A 16,013-nucleotide genomic window follows, 5' to 3' on the forward strand; every position below is an offset into this window, starting at 1 on the left:
CACCGGCGTGCACGAACCCACCGGCGGCCCAGCAGGGGAAGGGCCGGGCGGGTCCACGGACCGTACCGTGCCGCTGCTAGGAGATCGCCATGGACGGCACGACGCTGGAGGCGATGCGGACCGTACTGCGCGGTCCGGTCATCGGCCCGCAGGACCCGGAGTACACCGAAGCCCGCACGATCTACAACGCGATGATCGACCGGCGGCCCGCCGCGGTCGTCCGGTGCGCGGACGCGGGCGACGTCATCGACGCGGTCGACTTCGTCCGCGACCACGGCCTCGAACTCGCCGTCCGCGGCGGCGGGCACAGCGGCCCGGGCCTGTGCCTGGTGGACGACGGGGTCACCCTCGACCTGTCGCCCATGCGCTGGGCACGCGTCGACCCCTCGGCGGAGATCGCCCAGGTCGGCGGCGGCTCCCTGATGGGCGACCTGGACCACGCCGCCCACGCGTTCGGCCTGGCCACCCCGGCCGGCATCATGTCGACGACCGGCGTCGGCGGGCTGACCCTCGGCGGCGGCCACGGCCATCTGACCCGCAAGTACGGCCTGACCATCGACAACCTGCTGGCGGCCGACGTGGTGCTCGCGGACGGCAGCTTCGTCACCACCAACGAGCGCAGCCACCCGGACCTGTTCTGGGCGCTGCGCGGCGGCGGTGGGAACTTCGGCGTCGTCACCGCCTTCACCTTCTCGTTGCACCCGGTGCACACCGTGGTGCTCGGCGTCACCCTCTGGACGCTCGACCGCATCGGTGACGTGCTGCGGTGGTACCGCGAGTTCCTGCCGCAGGCGCCCGAGGACCTGAACGGGTTCTTCGCGGTGCTCGTCGTCCCGCCGGGGCCGCCGTTCCCGGAGGAGATCCACGGGCAGAAGATGTGCGGCGTGGTGTGGTGCTGGACCGGCGACCCGGACGAGGCCGAGAAGGTCTTCGAGCCGGTCGGCGAACCCGGCCCGCCCGCCTTCCACTTCACGGCGCCCATGCCGTACCCGATGGTGCAGAGCATGTTCGACGAGCTGATCCCCAAGGGCCTGCAGTGGTACTGGCGCGGCGCGTTCTTCGACCGCATCACCGACGGGGCCATCGACGTCCACGCCAAGTACGCCGAGGGCATCCCCACCGACCTCTCCACCATGCACCTGTACCCGGTCGACGGCGCCGCCCACCGGGTCAAGCCGGGCGACACCGCCTGGGGCTACCGGGACGCCGTCTGGTCCGGGGTCATCGGCGGCATCGACCCCGACCCGGCCAACGCCGAGACCGTCAAGCAGTGGTGCGTGGACTACTGGGAGGAGCTGCAGCCGCACTCCATGGGCGGCAGTTACGTGAACTTCATCGGCGTCGGCGAGGGCCAGGAGCGGGTCAGGGCCACCTACCGCGACCAGTACGACCGCCTTGCCGCGGTCAAGCGCGCCTACGACCCGCACAACCTCTTCCACGCCAACCAGAACATCGAACCCGCCCACGGTTAGGGCTTGTCCGGCGGCCCGTCACACCGGCAGCAGCCGTGCGACGAGGCCGCCGAGCTGGTGCGCGTTGCGGCACACGTGCATCTCGACCAGTTGGGCGTAGGCGAGCGCGGCCGAATCCCCGGTCGACCACTGGGACGCCGGTTCGGGGTTGAGCCAGTAGACCCGGCGGGCGCGCTCCGCGATGCGGCGCAGGGCGGGCAGGTTCGGGTCGGCCATGTTGGTGCGGGCATCCCCCAGGACGAAGACGGCGGTGCGCGGGCCGACCGCGTCGAGATGGCGCTCGGCGAACTCCCCGAGCGAGGTGCCGTAGTCGCTGCTGCCGTGCCAGCCGGTCACCGCCGCCTCGCCCGCGATGCGGTCACCGAGGCCCGCCGGGTCCGCCGCACCCTTGCGCAGCAGCCCGGTGACCTCGTCCACGCGGTTGACGAACGCGAACACCCGCACCTTGCTGAACTGGTCGTGGAGCGCCTGGACGAGCAGCATCGTGAAGTTGGCGAAGCCCGCGACCGAGCCGGACACATCGCAGAGCAGCACCAGCTCGGGGCGTACGGGACGGCGGCGGCGCAGCACCGGGCGCATGGGGACGCCGCCGGTCGACAGCGAGCCGCGCAGGGTGCGGCGCAGATCGATCCGCCCGCGGGCCGCGCGTCGGCGCCGCGCCGCGAGCCGGGTGGCCAGTTTGCGCGCCAGTGGATGCACCGACCTGCGCAGCTCGTCGAGTTGGGCGCGGCCCGCCACGAGGAAGTCGACCCGGTCGGCGGTGGGCCGCAGGGCCCGGCGGGCGATCTCGTCGGCGCCGCGCCGCTCCGCGACCCGGCGGCGCGCCTCGGTGCCCACCCGCTCGCGGAACCCCTGGATGCGGCGGCGGATCTCGTCGTCGGTCAGCCGGTCGGTGAAGGCGGCGCCCCGGGCGCCCTGGGCGAGTGTGGCCCGTACCCGAGCGAGCAGTGTCTGGGGCCGCAGCCGGTCGAGCGTCTGGTGTGCGGAGAAGCCGTCCGAGCCGGGTGAGGCGCCGTATCCGCCGAGGCTGTCCACGGCCTCGGCCGCCAACTGGCCCAGCGCCGCCTGGTCGTTGGCGGCCAGCGCGGCGGCCAGCCGCTCGCGCAGGTCCGCCGTGTCGCCGCCCGGTGTGGCCGGCGCGCCGACGCGGAGCGGGAAGTACAGGTCGAAGACGGGGTCGAAGACCGCCCGCTGTCCCTCGTGGTGGAGCAGCGCGGCGGCCAGCCCCTCCCGCATCCGCTCGCGGTCGGCGAAGCCGAGCACCTCCAGGGCGGCCGCGGCGTCGACGGTCTCGCCCGGGCCGATCCGCAGCCCGTGCGTCCGCAGCGTCCGGACCAGCTCGGTGAGGCGGTCGGGGAGCGCGGTCACACGGCGTCCAGGTCGAGTTTGGCGGCGGCCTTCAGCAGGTCGTCCTGGTGCTTGAGGAGGACGCCGAGGCTGTCGCGCACGACGTTCTCGTCGAGCGTGGCGGCGCCGAGCGCCAGCAGCGTACGGGCCCAGTCGACCGTCTCCGAGACCGAGGGCGCCTTGCGCAGGTCCATCGCCCGCAGCGCCCCGACCACCCGCACCACGGACGCGGCGAGCGCCTCGTCTAGCCCGGGCACCTTCATCCGTACGATCCGGCGCTCCAACTCCTCCTCGGGGAAGCCGATGTGGAGGAAGAGGCAGCGGCGGCGCAGGGCCTCGGAGAGCTCGCGGCTCGCGTTGGAGGTGAGCACCACGAACGGGCGGCGCGTCGCCGTGATCGTGCCCAGCTCCGGCACGGTGACCTGGAAGTCGCTGAGTATCTCCAGGAGCAGCCCCTCGACCTCCACGTCCGCCTTGTCGATCTCGTCGATCAGGAGGACCTTGGGGTCGCTGCCGCGAATGGCCGTGAGCAGGGGGCGGGAGAGCAGGAACTCCTCGCCGAAGATGTCCGTGCGCGTCTCGTCCCACGACTCGTCGCGGCCCGCGGTGATGCGCAGCAGCTGCTTGGCGTGGTTCCACTCGTACAGCGCGCGGGACTCGTCGACGCCTTCGTAGCACTGGAGCCGGATGAGCTCGGCGCCCGCGACCTGGGCGACCGCCTTGGCCAGCTCCGTCTTGCCGACGCCCGCCGGTCCCTCGACGAGCAGCGGCTTGCCGAGCCGGTCGGCGAGGAAGACGGTGGTGGCGACGGCCTGGGACGCCAGATAGCCGGTCTCGGCGAGGCGCGCGGAGACATCGTCCACGGACGTGAAGTACCCGGTCGTCATGGGGTGTTCTCCTGGTCTTGCGCGCGGTGGAGCGGCTTCGCGGCGCGCTCGTACGTGATGTCGTACGTACTTGATCAGCTCCCCGGGCCGGTCCACAACGGGGAGGCACGGTTTGCGGCGAAGGTCACGGTGCCCGGAAGGGGCCGCGCCCGGCGTCAGTGCGTGGCGCGGCGGGTGGTCAGCAGGAGCGCGATGTCGTCCGGGCGGTCCGTGGCCTGGCGGGCCTCCTCGATGAGCAGGTCCGCGGTGCCGCCCAGGGAGGGGCCGGTGCGGCGGGTGGGGGTGGCGGCGCGGGACAGGGCCGCGCGGAGCCGCTCGATGCCCTCGTCGATGTCGCTGCCCGGCCGCTCGACCAGCCCGTCGGTGTACAGGGCGAGCACCGCCCCCGGCTCCAGGCACAGGTCCACCACCGGGTACACGGCGTCCGGGGCCACCCCGAGCACCACGCCGCCGGGCAGGTCCAGGACCTCGGTACGGCCGTCGGGGTGGCGTAGCAGCGGCTGCGGGTGTCCGGCGCGGGCGGCCCGGGCGGCGCCGGTGAGCGGGTCGAGCCTGATGTAGCAGCAGCTGGCGAACTGGCCCGGGTCGAGGTCGATGAGCAGCCGGTTGGTGCCGCTCATGACCTCCTCGGGCGGATGCCCGCCGAGCGCGAAGGCCCGTACCGCGCTGCGCAGTTGACCCATGGTGGCCGCGGCCTGCACGCCGTGTCCCTGGACGTCGCCGATGACCAGGGCCAGCCCGTCCCCGGCCTCGACCACGTCGTACCAGTCGCCGCCCACGTCCATGCCCTGGGTGCCGGGCAGATACCGTCCCGCCGTCTCCACCCGGGGGTGTACGGGAAGGCGGTGGGGGAGCAGGGCCGCCTGGAGGCCGCGGGCGAGGGCGGCCTCCGTGTCGTAGCGCTGGGCCCGCTCCAGGGCCTGGGCGATGAGCCCGGCGAGCGCGGTGAGGACCGTGCGCTCCTGCGGGCTGAAGCCGCGCGGCCGGTCGAAGCCGAGGATGCAGGAGCCGACCGGCCGGCCGGAGGCGATCAGCGGCAGGAAGGCGCGGGCGCCCTCCTCGGCGTCGAGGGCGATGCCGGGATAGGCCGCCGCGAGCTGCTGCATGGACTCGAAGAAGAGCGGGCGGCCACTGGTGAGCGTCTCGACGCCGGGCAGCCGTACGTCGAGCGCGACCCCGTCGAAGGGGTCCAGGAAGCCTTTGGGGAAGCCGCTCTCCCAGGCGAGGTAGAGGTGGCGGTCCTGGAGCAGATAGATGGCGAGGCGACGGCCGCCGAACGCCGGGAGCAGTTCCTGCATCACCACGGCCGAGACCTGGCGGGCGGTGACCGCCTCGCTCAGCGCCAGGGCGAGGAAGACGGGCGGGTAGAGGGCTTCCGTCCCGTTCGCCGCCGCGGCGGGGGCGGCCGGGTCGTCCGCGAGCGCCGCCGGGGCCGTCAGCGGCCCGAACGGCGGGCCGCCGCGCTCCTGCCCGTCGAGGGCGGTGCCGCCGGGGAGGGAGGCGGCCCTGGCGGCGCCGGCGTCCCGGCCCAGCGGGACCGCCGTGAACGTCAGACCGTTCGGGCCCGGGTAGACGGACAGCGAGAGCCGGTCGCCGTACCGCTCCCCGGACCCCGGCCCCTCACCGGGTGCCGGCGGGCGTCTGACCTGGAAGTGCACGGGGTCCCTCGACAGCAGCGCGCCGCGCAGATGGTCCTCGTACGTGGGCTGCTCCAGCCACGGCACCGCGTGCCACAGGGACCGCCCGAGCAGTTCGCTGGGCGGGTGGCCGAGGAGCAGGGCGGCGCGCGGGTTGACGTAGCTGAACAGCCCGAGGCGGTCCAGCGTGAACACGCCCTCCGGGAGCAGATCGGCCGCGCCGTCCCCGGGGGTGCCGCGGCCCGCGTGCCCCGGGGAAGCGCCGTTGGCCGGGGGCTGTACGCACAGCGGCTCGCCGTCCCAGACGACCCCGGGGCCGTCCGCCTCCAGTTCGTGGAGGGCGGCGCCCAGGGCCTGTGCCGCCTCCGTGAGGCGGTCGCGGTCCAGAGGCGCCGAGGAGGCGTCCAGTGTCGCGGGGCGCAGCACGCTGAGGACTCCGTACGCCGTCGACGCCCCCACCACGGGCACGTACACCGAGCCGAACCGGAACGGCAGCCCGGCCGCCAGCTGGGGGTAGCGGCGCATGGTCTCGGTGGGGTCGGCGAGCTGGATCTCGACGCCGAGGCGATGGGCGTCGGCCACCGGGAACGGCCGGTCCACGTGCATACGCCACCAGGGGCGGAACAGCGGTCCTGGCAGTCCGGAGAGCACGGCCAGCCGCAGCAGCCCGGGTGTGCTGGACCGCAGGTACACGCCTCCCACGTGGCCGCCGACGGCGCGCATGGCCTCCGCCACGGCCCCGGTGAGCAGTGCGGTCAGTCTTCCCGGCGCCCAGTGCTGGTTCTCGGCGCTCTCAGTCATCGGTCTGCCCTCGTCCGCGTGCCGCGCGGTAGGTGATACAGCAAGAATGCGCCCCGGGGCCGGTGGCCCGCACCTCGTGGGCGGCGCCCGGGTGGCCGGAGCCGAGAGGCCCCGGGTTCAGGGGGCGGCACGGGCCGAGGATCCGCCCGGTGACTCCCCGAACGTACGGCGGTAGGCGCCCGGTGTCGTCCCGAGCGCGGTGCGGAAGCGGCGGCGGAGGTTGACGGCGGAGGCGAGGCCGACGCGCGTGGCGATGGCCTCGACCGGCAGGCCGGTCTCCTCCAGGAGGACCCGCGCCGCGTCGATGCGGCGGCGCAGCAGCCACTGGCCGGGGCTGACGCCGAGCTGGCCGTTGAAGCGCCGGGCGAGGGTGCGGCCGGAGAGCCCCGCGTGTGCGGCGAGCCGGTCGAGGGTGAGCGGGGTGTGCAGGCGTGCGTCGGCCCATTCGAGCAGTGGCGCCAGTGACTCGTCGGCGGCCCGGGCGGGCACGGGCGGGGCCGCGTACTGGAGTTGGCTGCCCTCGCGGTGCGGCGGCAGGACCATGCTGCGGGCGATCCGGGCGGCGTGGGCCGCGCCGTGGTCGGTCCGCACGAGGTGCAGGCACAGATCGATCCCGGCCCCGCTCCCGGCGCTGGTCGCCACGTCGCCGTGGTCGACGTACAGGACGTCCGGGTCCACCTCGACCTCGGGATGCTCGGTGGCGAGCTGGTCGGTGCGGCGCCAGTGGGTGGTGGCGCGGCGGCCGTCGAGCAGCCCGGCGCGGGCGAGGACGAAGGCGCCCGTGCAGATGGACACGATCCGGGCGCCGCGCCGGTGGGCGGCCCGCAGGGCCTCCAGGACGGCCTCCGGCACGGCCCCGCCGACCGGCTGCCAGCCCGGCACGACCACGGTGTCCGCCGTCTCCAGCGCGCCGATCCCGGCCTCGACGAGCATCGGGCAGCCGACGGTGGCCGGTACCGGCCCGGGCCGCTCGGTGCACACCTCGAAGGTGTACGCGTCGGGGAGATCCGGGCGTACGGCGCCGAAGACCTCGGCGGCGCAGGCGAGTTCGAAGGGCGACTGCGGTGGGTTGATCAGGGCCACGACACGGTGACGGTCCATGGCAGGAATGTACCCGCAGATGTCTTTCCGGACTCTCGGGGAGAGGATCCGATGTGATCCACAGTGGTGCCATGAGCGAGATCACCGGAACAGGACCGCTGAAGACCGTCGTGCGCGTCGAGGAGGTGGAGCCGATCGACGTCGCCCCCGGCATCGTGCGCCGCAGGGTGGGCATCACCGGGCACGCGCGCGGCTGGCTGATCGACTTCGCGCCGGGCAGCGAGTGGCCCGAGATCGACGTCCACGCCACCGAGGAGCGCTACTTCGTGCTCAGCGGGGAGGTGATCGAGGGGGAGGAGCGCCACGGCGCCGGTACCTACGTGGTGTTCGCGCCCGGCAGCCGCCACCGGCCGCGCAGCGAGAGCGGCGCGCGGATGCTCGGCATCACGGTGCTCTGACACTCCGCGCGCCCCGGGCGTGTACACACGAGTGGGGCCGGAGGGGCCCCCCCCTCCCGCCCCCACACCCCCCATGGGGGGGGGGGTCAGGCCCAAGCTCGACGCCGGCCCCCACGCCCCCGGCCCCACCCGGGGGTGCCCGCCGCGCGCGGGGGGGGGGGGGTGGCGCGTCCTCTGGGCTCACTCCCCCCCCGCCCGCCGGGGGTGTTCACACTGGGGGGGGCCGGCGGCCCCCCCGCCTCCCCCCCCACTCACGCCTCTTCGGGGGCGGGGACAGGCCCTAGCTCTCCGCGTGCCCGCTCGCCAGCGGCCACTCGCGGTGGAGGGCGCCGAGCGGGATGCGGCGCTCGATGACCGGCGTGCCGAACAGAGACAGCTGGAAGTGGAGCTGGCCGCTCAGGTCGAGGCCGCCGTAGACGGCCCAGGCACCGGAGACGGACGCCTTGCCGTCGGTGGACGCGGTCGCCTTGGCGTCGGCCTCGCCGCGCAGATAGGGGGCGAAGTCGGCGCTGACGCCGACGGCCCCGTACAGACCGACGGAGGCCTCGGCGCCGAGGGCGCCCTTGACGCGCCCGGCCGCGGTGACGGTGGCCGTCACCGGCGAGCTGTGCACGGCGGAGGTGCTGACCGGGGTCCAGCCCTTGCCGGACGTGTAGCTGCCGCCGACGCGGAAGTCGCCCTTGACGTCCTGCTGGACGTCGAGCGTGACATGGCCGTCGGCCTCGACCTGGACGTAGCAGGTCAGGTCGAGGTTGACGACGACGGGGACCGGCCCGACCTGGATGACGGGCGCGCTGTGCAGCTTGGCGAAGGGAATGCGCTTGGGTGCGCCGGTGCTCGCGGCGGCGCGGCCCTTGAGCGCCCACTGCGAGGACCAGTCGCCGCTCATGCCGAGGAACGCGGAGCGCGGTCCGAAGCCGCCGGAGCTGCCGTCGTACGAGAACTCCACCTCGGGGGCGAGCTGGACGAAGCCGGAGACCGAGGCGCCGGCCGAGGCCGGGGCGTCCTTGGCGGTGTCCACCGCGGCGTTCACGTCCAGGCGCAGATTGCCGAGGGGCAGCTTGGCGCCCTTGGGCCCGAACGTGAGGCCCTTGCCCTTGGCCCAGGAGAAGGTGACGCCCTTCATCAGGGGCTCGACCTTGACCGAGGACGGGTCGACCGGGACCTTGCCGTCGGCCTTGTCGTCCTTGAGGACCGAGGCCAGCGTCGTGGACGCGGTCTTCACCTCGGTGCCGCTCCCGGTCTTCCCGACGACCTCGGTGACCTTGGCGAGCAGTCCGTTGGGGGCGCCCGGCGCCGGAGCGCTGGCGATGACATCGCCGACCGCGACGGGCTTGTCGGGCGCGGGGGAGTGGCTGGGCGCGGCGGTGTGCCGCTGCGGGGCGGTGGATATGACGGCCCGTCGGCTCGCCTTGTCGTAGGAGGCGACCTTCAGCGAGGACTTCTCCGGCCGGCCCTTGCCCGTACGGGTGCGGGCCACGGCCGTCGGCGCGGACGCCTCCTGCGGCGCCGCGGCCACGTCGAGCTGCTGCGTGTCGTCGGCGGCCGCCGCGGTGGTGGCGGTGCTGCCCGGCTGCGCCGCACTGCTGTGCCCGGTCGAGGAGCAGCCGGTGGCGGCGAGGGCCAGGGCGGCCAGGCCGGGCACCAGGAGGCGTGTGGTGAACGTGCGCACGTGGATGTGACCTTCGGATGGGAGGAGGGGGGTCGTTACTCGGGAGTAACGCGAAGGCCGATCATGCCATGTGCGCCCGGTGCCAGTCACCTTGACTGCCCGCCAACTCGCGTGTGGCACAGGACGGTTGAAGCTTCATTTAGGTGGGTGGGAGCGGCGTTCCCGTGGGGTGGGGGCGGTGTATACGCCGGTGGGGCGGTTCGGGGTGCCGGGAGCAACCCCCAACCGCCCCCACTCCTGCGTCAGGCGTTCTCGGCGAACGCGTCGACCCCGGTCAGCTCGGCGGAGAGCCGCCACAGCCGTGCGGCCTGCGCGGGGTCCGTCGCGTGCGCGCTGACACCGGTGGTGAGTTCACCGCGCGGCACTTCGCCGTCGGCGGGGCCGTCGTCACCCGGGCCCGCGGGCTCCGCGATGTCGCAGTCCTCGCAGTAGACACCGCCCAGGCCCGCCAGTCGGGGCGAGGACGCCGCCCAGGCCTGGGTGGCCGCACCCTGCTCCGGCGTCTTGAACGAGTCGGCCACGTTGCCCTCCTCGTCGACCCACCCCGCGTCGAGCATCTCCTCGCGCGAGACGTGGCGCGTCAGGGGCGTCAGGATCTCGCCGGGGTGCAGCGCGAACGCCCGCACCCCCGCGTCCCGTCCCAAGGCGTCGAGGTGGACGGCGAAGAGCACGTTGGCCGTCTTGGCCTGCCCGTACGCCAGCCACTTGTCGTAGCCCCGGGCGAAGTGCACGTCGTCCCAGCGGATGCCGGAGAGCTGGTGGCCCCGCGAGGACACCGCCACCACCCGCGCCCCGCCCGCCGCCAGCGCCGGCCAGAGGTGGTTGACCAGGGCGAAGTGGCCGAGGTGGTTGGTCGCGAACTGCGCCTCCCAGCCCGGCCCGACCCGGGTTTCGGGGCAGGCCATCACCCCGGCGTTGTTCACCATGATGTCGATGCCCCGGCCCGACGCGAGGAAGCGGTCGGCGAAGGCGCGGACGCTGTCGAGGTCGGAGAGGTCCAGGGTGTCGACCTCGACGCCGGGCCCGACACCGCCGTCGGCGCCGGTGAGGCCCGCCAGTGCCTCCTGGGCGGCGGCGCGCCGCCGTGCGGGCACCACCACATGGGCCCCGGCGGCCGCCAGCGCCCGGGTCGTCTCCAGGCCGAGGCCCGAGTAGCCGCCGGTGACGAGGGCGAGCTTCCCCGTGAGGTCGATGCCCTCCAGCACCTCCTGTGCGGTGCTGCGGGGTCCGTGCCCGGATCCGATCCTGTGCTGAGGAGTGGTCGTGCGAGTCGTGTCGGTCGTGTCAGATGTCGTGCGCGTTGTCATGCCGGAGAAGCTACGAATTGGAGTGCGCTCTCAGTCAAGCACGGCCCTGACGGGTGGAGCGGGCGCGATGCGCTTCCAGGGGCGCGCCCGCTCCAACTGCTCTACGACACCGATGAGTTGATGCTCCGAGCCGGGGCGGCCGACGAGCTGGACGGAGCCGGGCAGGCCCGTCGGCAGCGAGCCGAACGGCATCGCGAGGGCGGGATGGCCGGAGAGGTTCCACGGTGGTGTCATCGGGGAACAGGCCGTGTTGACCAGGACGTTGGCCAGCCAGCCGCGCTCGTGCCAGGCGTCGGCCGCCGGGCCGCGACGGGCCAGGGCGGGCGTGAGCAGGACGTCGTACTCCTCGAAGAAGGGCGCGAGCCGCTTGTTGAGCGCGCCCCGGTGATCCGCGCGCAGCATCCCGAGCCGCCCGGCGGCCCGCCCGATCGCCGCGTGCCGCCGGGTGCGCGGGGTGAGCAGGCGCGGGTCGAGCCCCTCGGCGTCCTGCGCGGTGCCTCCCGTCCAGCGGGCCAGGATGACCGTGCCGAAGGTGAGGGGATAGGGCGGATGGGCGGCCGACACCCGGTGCCCGGCCTCCACGAGCGCCCGGGCCGCCTGGCGGGCGAGCGAGGCGTACGCGCCGCCGACGCGCACTCCGGCGATCGGGCTGCGCGTGGAAACCGCGATCCTGAGGGCGCGCGGCGGATCGGCCGGCTCGTCGGCGCCGGGCCGCATCTCGCCCGCGAGCACCGAGAACATCAGCCGTGCGTCGGCCGCCGTCGTCGCCAGCGGGCCGTTCTCCGACATCCCGAACCAGGCACCGCCCAGGCCGGAGGGCACGCGCCCGGTGCCCGGCTTGAGGCCGATCAGACCGCAGTGCGCGGCCGGGATCCGCAGGGAACCCATGCCGTCGTTGCCGAGCGCGAGCGGCACCAGACCCGCCGCGACCGCGGCCGCGCTGCCCCCGGAGGAGCCGCCCGCCGTACGCGACGGATCCCAGGGGTTGCGGGCGATGCCGTGCACCCCGTCCGTGGTCCCGAAGACGCACAACTCCGGTACGTGGGTGAGCCCCACCACCACCGCGCCCGCCGCCCGCAGCCGGGCGACGGTGACGTGGTCCTCGGCCGCGAGGGTCGCCGGGGTGGCCGCGGAGCCGTTGCGGGTCGACTCGCCGCGTACGGGCAGGTTGTCCTTGACGGCCACGGGAACCCCGGCGAGCGGCAGCCGGGACAGGTCCGTCCGCGCCCCGACCGCGTCCGCCTCCGCCAAGGCGGCGGTGGCGCGCACCACGCGGAACGCGCCGACCCGCCCGTTCCGCGCGGCGATCGCGGCCAGGTGGTCGGCGACCACCTCGCGGGGTGTGACCACCTTCTGCCGCACGGCCTCGGCTATCTCGGTGGCGGTCCGGCCTGCCCACTTGGTCACGGTGGCTCCTCGGCGCTGCTGGCTCGGTCACGACGGACGAGAGGCCACTGTGGACGACCAGCGCGTCTCCTGTCGATACCCGTGGATCTTCGCCACCGTGATCGGCCCCGCCCGGCCCTGGACACACGGCACGGGCTGGGGCAGGCTCCGGCGCCATGAGCGCACACCAGCCGAGTGGGAACCCCCTGCCGCCGGGGCTCGGCGACGCGATACGCGGCACCGCCGAGGACATCGCCCTGCTGTTGCGCGGGGCCCGCGACACGAGCGTGCCCGTACCGGGTCTCCAGTGGACGCTGGGGGAGACGGCCGCGCACCTGGCGCAGGCCAACCAGCTGATGGCCGAGATCGCGGCGGGAGGCGGCCGCGTCCACGGGGACGGCACGCCGGGGAGCATCGCGGCGGCCAACGCGCGCGCCCTCGCCGAGTTCGGCGAACGGGCGGCCGAGCCGCTGGCCGCGATGATCGTGGCCCAGGCGACGGCCTGTCTGGACGCGGCCGAGGCGGCCGGCCAACGGGGAGCCGGGCCGCTGGTCACCCCGATGGGCACCATGGACCTGCCGACCCTGGGCGCGTATCTGCTCACACATATGCTCGGCCACGGCTACGACATCGCCCGCGCGGTGGGCCGCCCGCACATGCTCGACCGGCGGCGCGTCGAGCTGACCCTGCCGTTCATGGTCGCGGCGATGCCACGGGTGGTCGACGCGGGTGCCGCGAAGGGGTGCAACGCGCGGTACACCGTCCGTCTGTGGGGCGGCGCCCGGTTCGGCGTGGAGTTCACCGAGGGTGCGGCCACCGTCGGGGAGCGGCCGCCGGGCCGCCCGGACTGCACCATCCGCATCGAGCCCGTCACGTTCCTGCTGATGGCCCTCGGCCGCGTCGAGCCCCGCGCGGCCATCGCCCGGGGCCGCGTCCTGGCGTGGGGCCGCAAACCCTGGCTGGCACCGCGCTTTCCCACCTTGTTCACGGCGCCCTGAATACCGGGCGGCGAGGCCCGTGCCCACGGCCCGGCCCCGAGTCCGCCCTGAACATCCGCCCTGAACAGGAGTCTGTTCTACCTTGGGGCGCTCCACAAGCACACCATGTGACGCGGCCCCTGCGGGCCGCTGGGGGGCTAGCCCTACCCCCGCCGTGCTGCCTGCCGGATGGGCTCACGCGTCCCGCTCAACCACCCTTGTCCCATGACGACTTACCGCCACCGAGGCCTCGCGATCGCCCTCTCCCTCGCGGCCGCCACCACGGCCCTGACCGCCACCGCCGTACCGGCGGCCCAGGCGCGTTCCGCCGGTGCCGAGGCGCCCGTGCTCGACTGGAAGCCCTGCGCCGACGGCGGCGCCGCGACCGGGCGGGAGTGTGCCCGGCTGCCCGTGCCGCGCGACTACGGCGACCCGCACGGCCCGAGCCTCACGATCGCCGTCTCCCGGCTGCGCAGCGAGAACCCGGACAAGCGGCGCGGGGTGCTCCTCGCGATCCCCGGCGGGCCGGGAGGATCCGGGCTGAAGCAGTTGGCGGAGCAGGGGGACGCGCTGCGCAAGGAGACCGGCGGCGCCTACGACATCGTCAGTTTCGACCCGCGCGGCGTGGGCGCCAGCACCACGGCGAGCTGTGAACTCTCCGACGACGACCGCATGATGGTGAACGTCCGGTCGTGGCCGGGACCCGGCGGCGACATCAGCGAGAACGTCGCCAGGTCCCGCCGCATCGCCGAGGCCTGCGCGCGCAACGGCGGCCCGGAGCTGCGCAGCTTCACCTCCCGCAACGAGGCCCGCGACATCGACCGCTTCCGCCAGGCGCTCGGCGAGCGCAAGCTGTCGGCGTACGGCGTCTCGTACGGGACCTATGTGGGAGCGGTGTACGCGCAGCTGTTCCCGCAGCACACCGACCGCTGGGTGCTCGACAGCAGCGGCGACCCCGACCCGGGGCGCGTCGAGCGCGGCTGGCTGGCGAACATGGCGCCGGCGGCGGACATCCGCTTCCCGGACTTCGCGGCCTGGGCCTCGGACCCGGCCCGGGAGGCCAAGGGTCTGCGGCTGGCCGAACGCGCCGAGGACGTACGGCCGTTGTTCATCGCCCTGGCGGCCAAGCTCGACGCGGAGCCGAGGAAGACGGCCAAGGAAGGTGTCCGGCTCACCGGCAACCAACTGCGCCAGGCGCTCCAGATGGCCCTCTACTCGGACGGCACCTTCCCCATGCTGGCGCAGCTCATCAAGGCGGCCCAGGACCCGAAGGCGACCCCGGTCCTGCCCGGCCCGCTCGCCGAGCCGATGAGCGACCAGGAGGCCGCGGCCGTCGTGGGAGTGCTCTGCAACGACGTGAGCTGGCCGAAGTCGGTCCCCTCGTACGAGCGTGCCGTCGCGGCCGACCGGATCCGCCACCCGCTCACGGCGGGCAGCCCCGTCAACGTTCTGCCCTGCACCTTCATGAAGGACGCGCCGGCCGAGAAGCCGGTCCGGCTCACCGACGAGGGCCCGTCCGACATCCTGATGATCCAGGGCCTGCGGGACCCCTCGACGCCGTACTTCGGCGCTCTGAAGATGCGTGCGGCGTGGGGCGACCGGGCCCGCCTGGTCACGGTCGACCACGGCGGCCACGGCATGTACCTGCACAACGGCAACGCGTGCGGCGACCGCGCGGTCACCACGTTCCTCACCACGGGCGTGCGTCCGCAGCGGGACACGTACTGCGCGAGCTGAACCCCGGTGGGGGCCGAGGCCGCGGGATACTGAGCCCTTGGGGCACCGGGGGCTCAGGCCCTGAACCCGATGTGTACGTGGTCGTGGTGGGTGGCGTCGGAGAAGAACTGGTTCGCGGTCGCGCCGCCCGACAACTGGACCGGGCCGCCGACGTTGTACGAGCCCGTCGCGGCCGCGGCGCGCATGAAACCGGTGATCAGCCCGCGTGAGGTCGCCGGGTCGACCACCGGGTGCCCGTCGATGCGCCAGACGTCGAAGGCCCGCCCGGGCGGATGGTCGCTGGGGCGGTCGGTGCCGAACACGTCGAGCGGGTGCCCCGAGCGGACGACGCTCACCGACATCCGGTAGTCGCCCGCGAGCCGCAGCATCGCCCGCAGCACGCTCTCGTGCACCTTCCCGCTGCGCACGTCGGCGGCCGAGGCGGGCGGCAGCTCGATCCGGGGCTGGGCGAGCACCGCCTTCGCCGACGCGCCGAGGGGCCCCGCGGGGCCCGGGTCCGCGGGGTGCAGCGAGGTGACCCGCCAGCCCTTCGAGGTGCGGCTGAGCCGCACGTCGACGGTGGTTCCACCGCTGCGGACGGCCCCGCCGGTCCGTGTGCTCTGTTCGCACACGACCAGCACGCTCGCGGAGTCGGACAGGATCCCGCCGTACTGGGCGTCGATCACGTGGACCACCGCCTCGTCCGCCGAAGGCGTCAGCGGCCCGGCCCCGGCGGCGAGTTTCGCGGCCGACGCGGCGGGGATGCCGAGGGCGGCGGCCCGGGCCGCCGCCCCGCGTACATCGCCCTGTCCGGCCCGCCAGGTCCCGAGCGCTTCGACGAGGCGGACGGCGGCGGTCTTGGCCGCGGGGGTGACCTCGCTGGGACCCGGCCGCCAGGGGATGGGCGAGGGCAGGGACGCCCCTGTTCCCTTACTGGGTACCGGAGTTGGAGCCGAGGTGATTGGTCGCCCTGTCCCGGAACCCGCCGGAGAGCCGGTGGCCTTCGGCGTCTTCGTACCGTCCGAGCAGCCCACGGCGCAGGCGCACCAGGCGGCCGTGCCCAGGAGCAGCGCACGGCGTCCGATGGGCTCCGGCCGCTGCTGGTGGATCGGGGGACGACGGGCCATGACCGCTCCTCTGACGCACGGCGTGTGACGCACCATGTGCGGATCGCCTCGGGGCCTTCGGGGTGCACCCACTATCCGTCAGGCGCGCACGCTGGCGGCGCACATGTGCGGGCGGCTACTCCGTATGCGCCCGATCCCCGCCCCCGCACACCGTTGGCCGCCGCGGCCACCCCGGCCTTGTCGTC

General features: G+C 74.3%; 12 protein-coding genes. 4 read left to right on the top strand and 8 right to left on the bottom strand.

The features are described from left to right. Positions 1 to 89 precede the first annotated feature (89 nt). Complete coding sequence (locus ACFWA7_RS00130) at positions 90 to 1,472, top strand: FAD-binding oxidoreductase (protein WP_385543672.1); 1,383 nt, start codon at positions 90 to 92, stop codon at positions 1,470 to 1,472. Positions 1,473 to 1,490: 18 nt separating this feature from the next. On the opposite strand, the gene ACFWA7_RS00135 is transcribed toward ACFWA7_RS00130, so the two are convergent. The 4 genes from ACFWA7_RS00135 to ACFWA7_RS00150 form a co-directional block, all read right to left on the bottom strand. After that, the gene (locus ACFWA7_RS00135) at positions 1,491 to 2,840 is read right to left on the bottom strand and encodes a VWA domain-containing protein (protein WP_385819857.1); all 1,350 of its coding nucleotides are present in this window, start codon (positions 2,838 to 2,840) and stop codon (positions 1,491 to 1,493) included. After that, positions 2,837 to 3,706 carry an AAA family ATPase gene (locus tag ACFWA7_RS00140; RefSeq protein WP_385819859.1) on the bottom strand — a complete coding sequence of 290 codons (870 nt, stop codon included), beginning with the start codon at positions 3,704 to 3,706 and terminating at the stop codon, positions 2,837 to 2,839. Before ACFWA7_RS00140 ends, ACFWA7_RS00135 begins: the two co-directional genes overlap by 4 nt. Before the next feature lie 155 nt (positions 3,707 to 3,861). Next, entirely contained in the window at positions 3,862 to 6,066 is a 2,205-nt protein-coding gene (locus ACFWA7_RS00145) for a SpoIIE family protein phosphatase (RefSeq protein WP_385820164.1), read from the bottom strand. A gap of 195 nt (positions 6,067 to 6,261) precedes the next feature. Continuing rightward, complete coding sequence (locus ACFWA7_RS00150; protein ID WP_385543664.1) at positions 6,262 to 7,245, bottom strand: GlxA family transcriptional regulator; 984 nt, start codon at positions 7,243 to 7,245, stop codon at positions 6,262 to 6,264. Between the two features lie 71 nt (positions 7,246 to 7,316). On the opposite strand from ACFWA7_RS00150, the gene ACFWA7_RS00155 reads away from it, so the two are divergent. Next, positions 7,317 to 7,643 (top strand): cupin domain-containing protein, encoded by a 327-nt coding sequence (locus ACFWA7_RS00155; protein WP_385543660.1) that lies wholly within the window; start codon positions 7,317 to 7,319, stop codon positions 7,641 to 7,643. A 280-nt stretch (positions 7,644 to 7,923) separates the two neighbouring features. On the opposite strand, the gene ACFWA7_RS00160 is transcribed toward ACFWA7_RS00155, so the two are convergent. The 3 genes from ACFWA7_RS00160 to ACFWA7_RS00170 form a co-directional block, all read right to left on the bottom strand. After that, complete coding sequence (locus ACFWA7_RS00160) at positions 7,924 to 9,315, bottom strand: hypothetical protein (RefSeq protein WP_385536439.1); 1,392 nt, start codon at positions 9,313 to 9,315, stop codon at positions 7,924 to 7,926. A gap of 242 nt (positions 9,316 to 9,557) precedes the next feature. Beyond that, positions 9,558 to 10,622, bottom strand: coding sequence for an SDR family NAD(P)-dependent oxidoreductase (locus ACFWA7_RS00165; RefSeq protein WP_385536437.1), 1,065 nt, complete (start codon positions 10,620 to 10,622; stop codon positions 9,558 to 9,560). A 30-nt stretch (positions 10,623 to 10,652) separates the two neighbouring features. Then, entirely contained in the window at positions 10,653 to 12,029 is a 1,377-nt protein-coding gene (locus tag ACFWA7_RS00170) for an amidase (protein WP_385536435.1), read from the bottom strand. 155 nt (positions 12,030 to 12,184) lie between these two features. Between ACFWA7_RS00170 and ACFWA7_RS00175 the strand changes: the two genes are divergently transcribed. Then, a complete protein-coding gene (locus ACFWA7_RS00175) occupies positions 12,185 to 13,006 on the top strand; it encodes a maleylpyruvate isomerase family mycothiol-dependent enzyme (protein WP_385536433.1) in 822 nt (273 codons plus the stop codon). Between the two features lie 204 nt (positions 13,007 to 13,210). Next, positions 13,211 to 14,722, top strand: a complete 1,512-nt coding sequence (locus tag ACFWA7_RS00180; RefSeq protein ID WP_385536431.1) for an alpha/beta hydrolase — start codon at positions 13,211 to 13,213, stop codon at positions 14,720 to 14,722. 53 nt (positions 14,723 to 14,775) lie between these two features. Here ACFWA7_RS00180 and ACFWA7_RS00185 read toward each other — a convergent pair whose 3' ends face one another. Further along, positions 14,776 to 15,828, bottom strand: a complete 1,053-nt coding sequence (locus ACFWA7_RS00185; protein WP_385819861.1) for a hypothetical protein — start codon at positions 15,826 to 15,828, stop codon at positions 14,776 to 14,778. Between the last annotated feature and the right edge of the window lie 185 nt (positions 15,829 to 16,013).

Origin of the sequence: Streptomyces sp. NPDC059994, from assembly GCF_042737755.1 — a bacterium.
GTDB lineage: Bacteria > Actinomycetota > Actinomycetes > Streptomycetales > Streptomycetaceae > Streptomyces.

What these genes read in the sequence shown, in the direction of transcription:
- ACFWA7_RS00130 (WP_385543672.1), top strand. Translation starts at nt 90, where the DNA reads ATGGACGGCACGACGCTGGAGGCGATGCGGACCGTACTGCGCGGTCCG.
- ACFWA7_RS00155 (WP_385543660.1), top strand. Translation starts at nt 7,317, where the DNA reads ATGAGCGAGATCACCGGAACAGGACCGCTGAAGACCGTCGTGCGCGTC.
- ACFWA7_RS00140 (WP_385819859.1), bottom strand. Translation starts at nt 3,706, where the DNA reads ATGACGACCGGGTACTTCACGTCCGTGGACGATGTCTCCGCGCGCCTC.
- ACFWA7_RS00150 (WP_385543664.1), bottom strand. Translation starts at nt 7,245, where the DNA reads ATGGACCGTCACCGTGTCGTGGCCCTGATCAACCCACCGCAGTCGCCC.
- ACFWA7_RS00145 (WP_385820164.1), bottom strand. Translation starts at nt 6,066, where the DNA reads ATGCGCGCCGTCGGCGGCCACGTGGGAGGCGTGTACCTGCGGTCCAGC.
- ACFWA7_RS00165 (WP_385536437.1), bottom strand. Translation starts at nt 10,622, where the DNA reads ATGACAACGCGCACGACATCTGACACGACCGACACGACTCGCACGACC.
- ACFWA7_RS00180 (WP_385536431.1), top strand. Translation starts at nt 13,211, where the DNA reads ATGACGACTTACCGCCACCGAGGCCTCGCGATCGCCCTCTCCCTCGCG.
- ACFWA7_RS00185 (WP_385819861.1), bottom strand. Translation starts at nt 15,828, where the DNA reads ATGGCCCGTCGTCCCCCGATCCACCAGCAGCGGCCGGAGCCCATCGGA.
- ACFWA7_RS00175 (WP_385536433.1), top strand. Translation starts at nt 12,185, where the DNA reads ATGAGCGCACACCAGCCGAGTGGGAACCCCCTGCCGCCGGGGCTCGGC.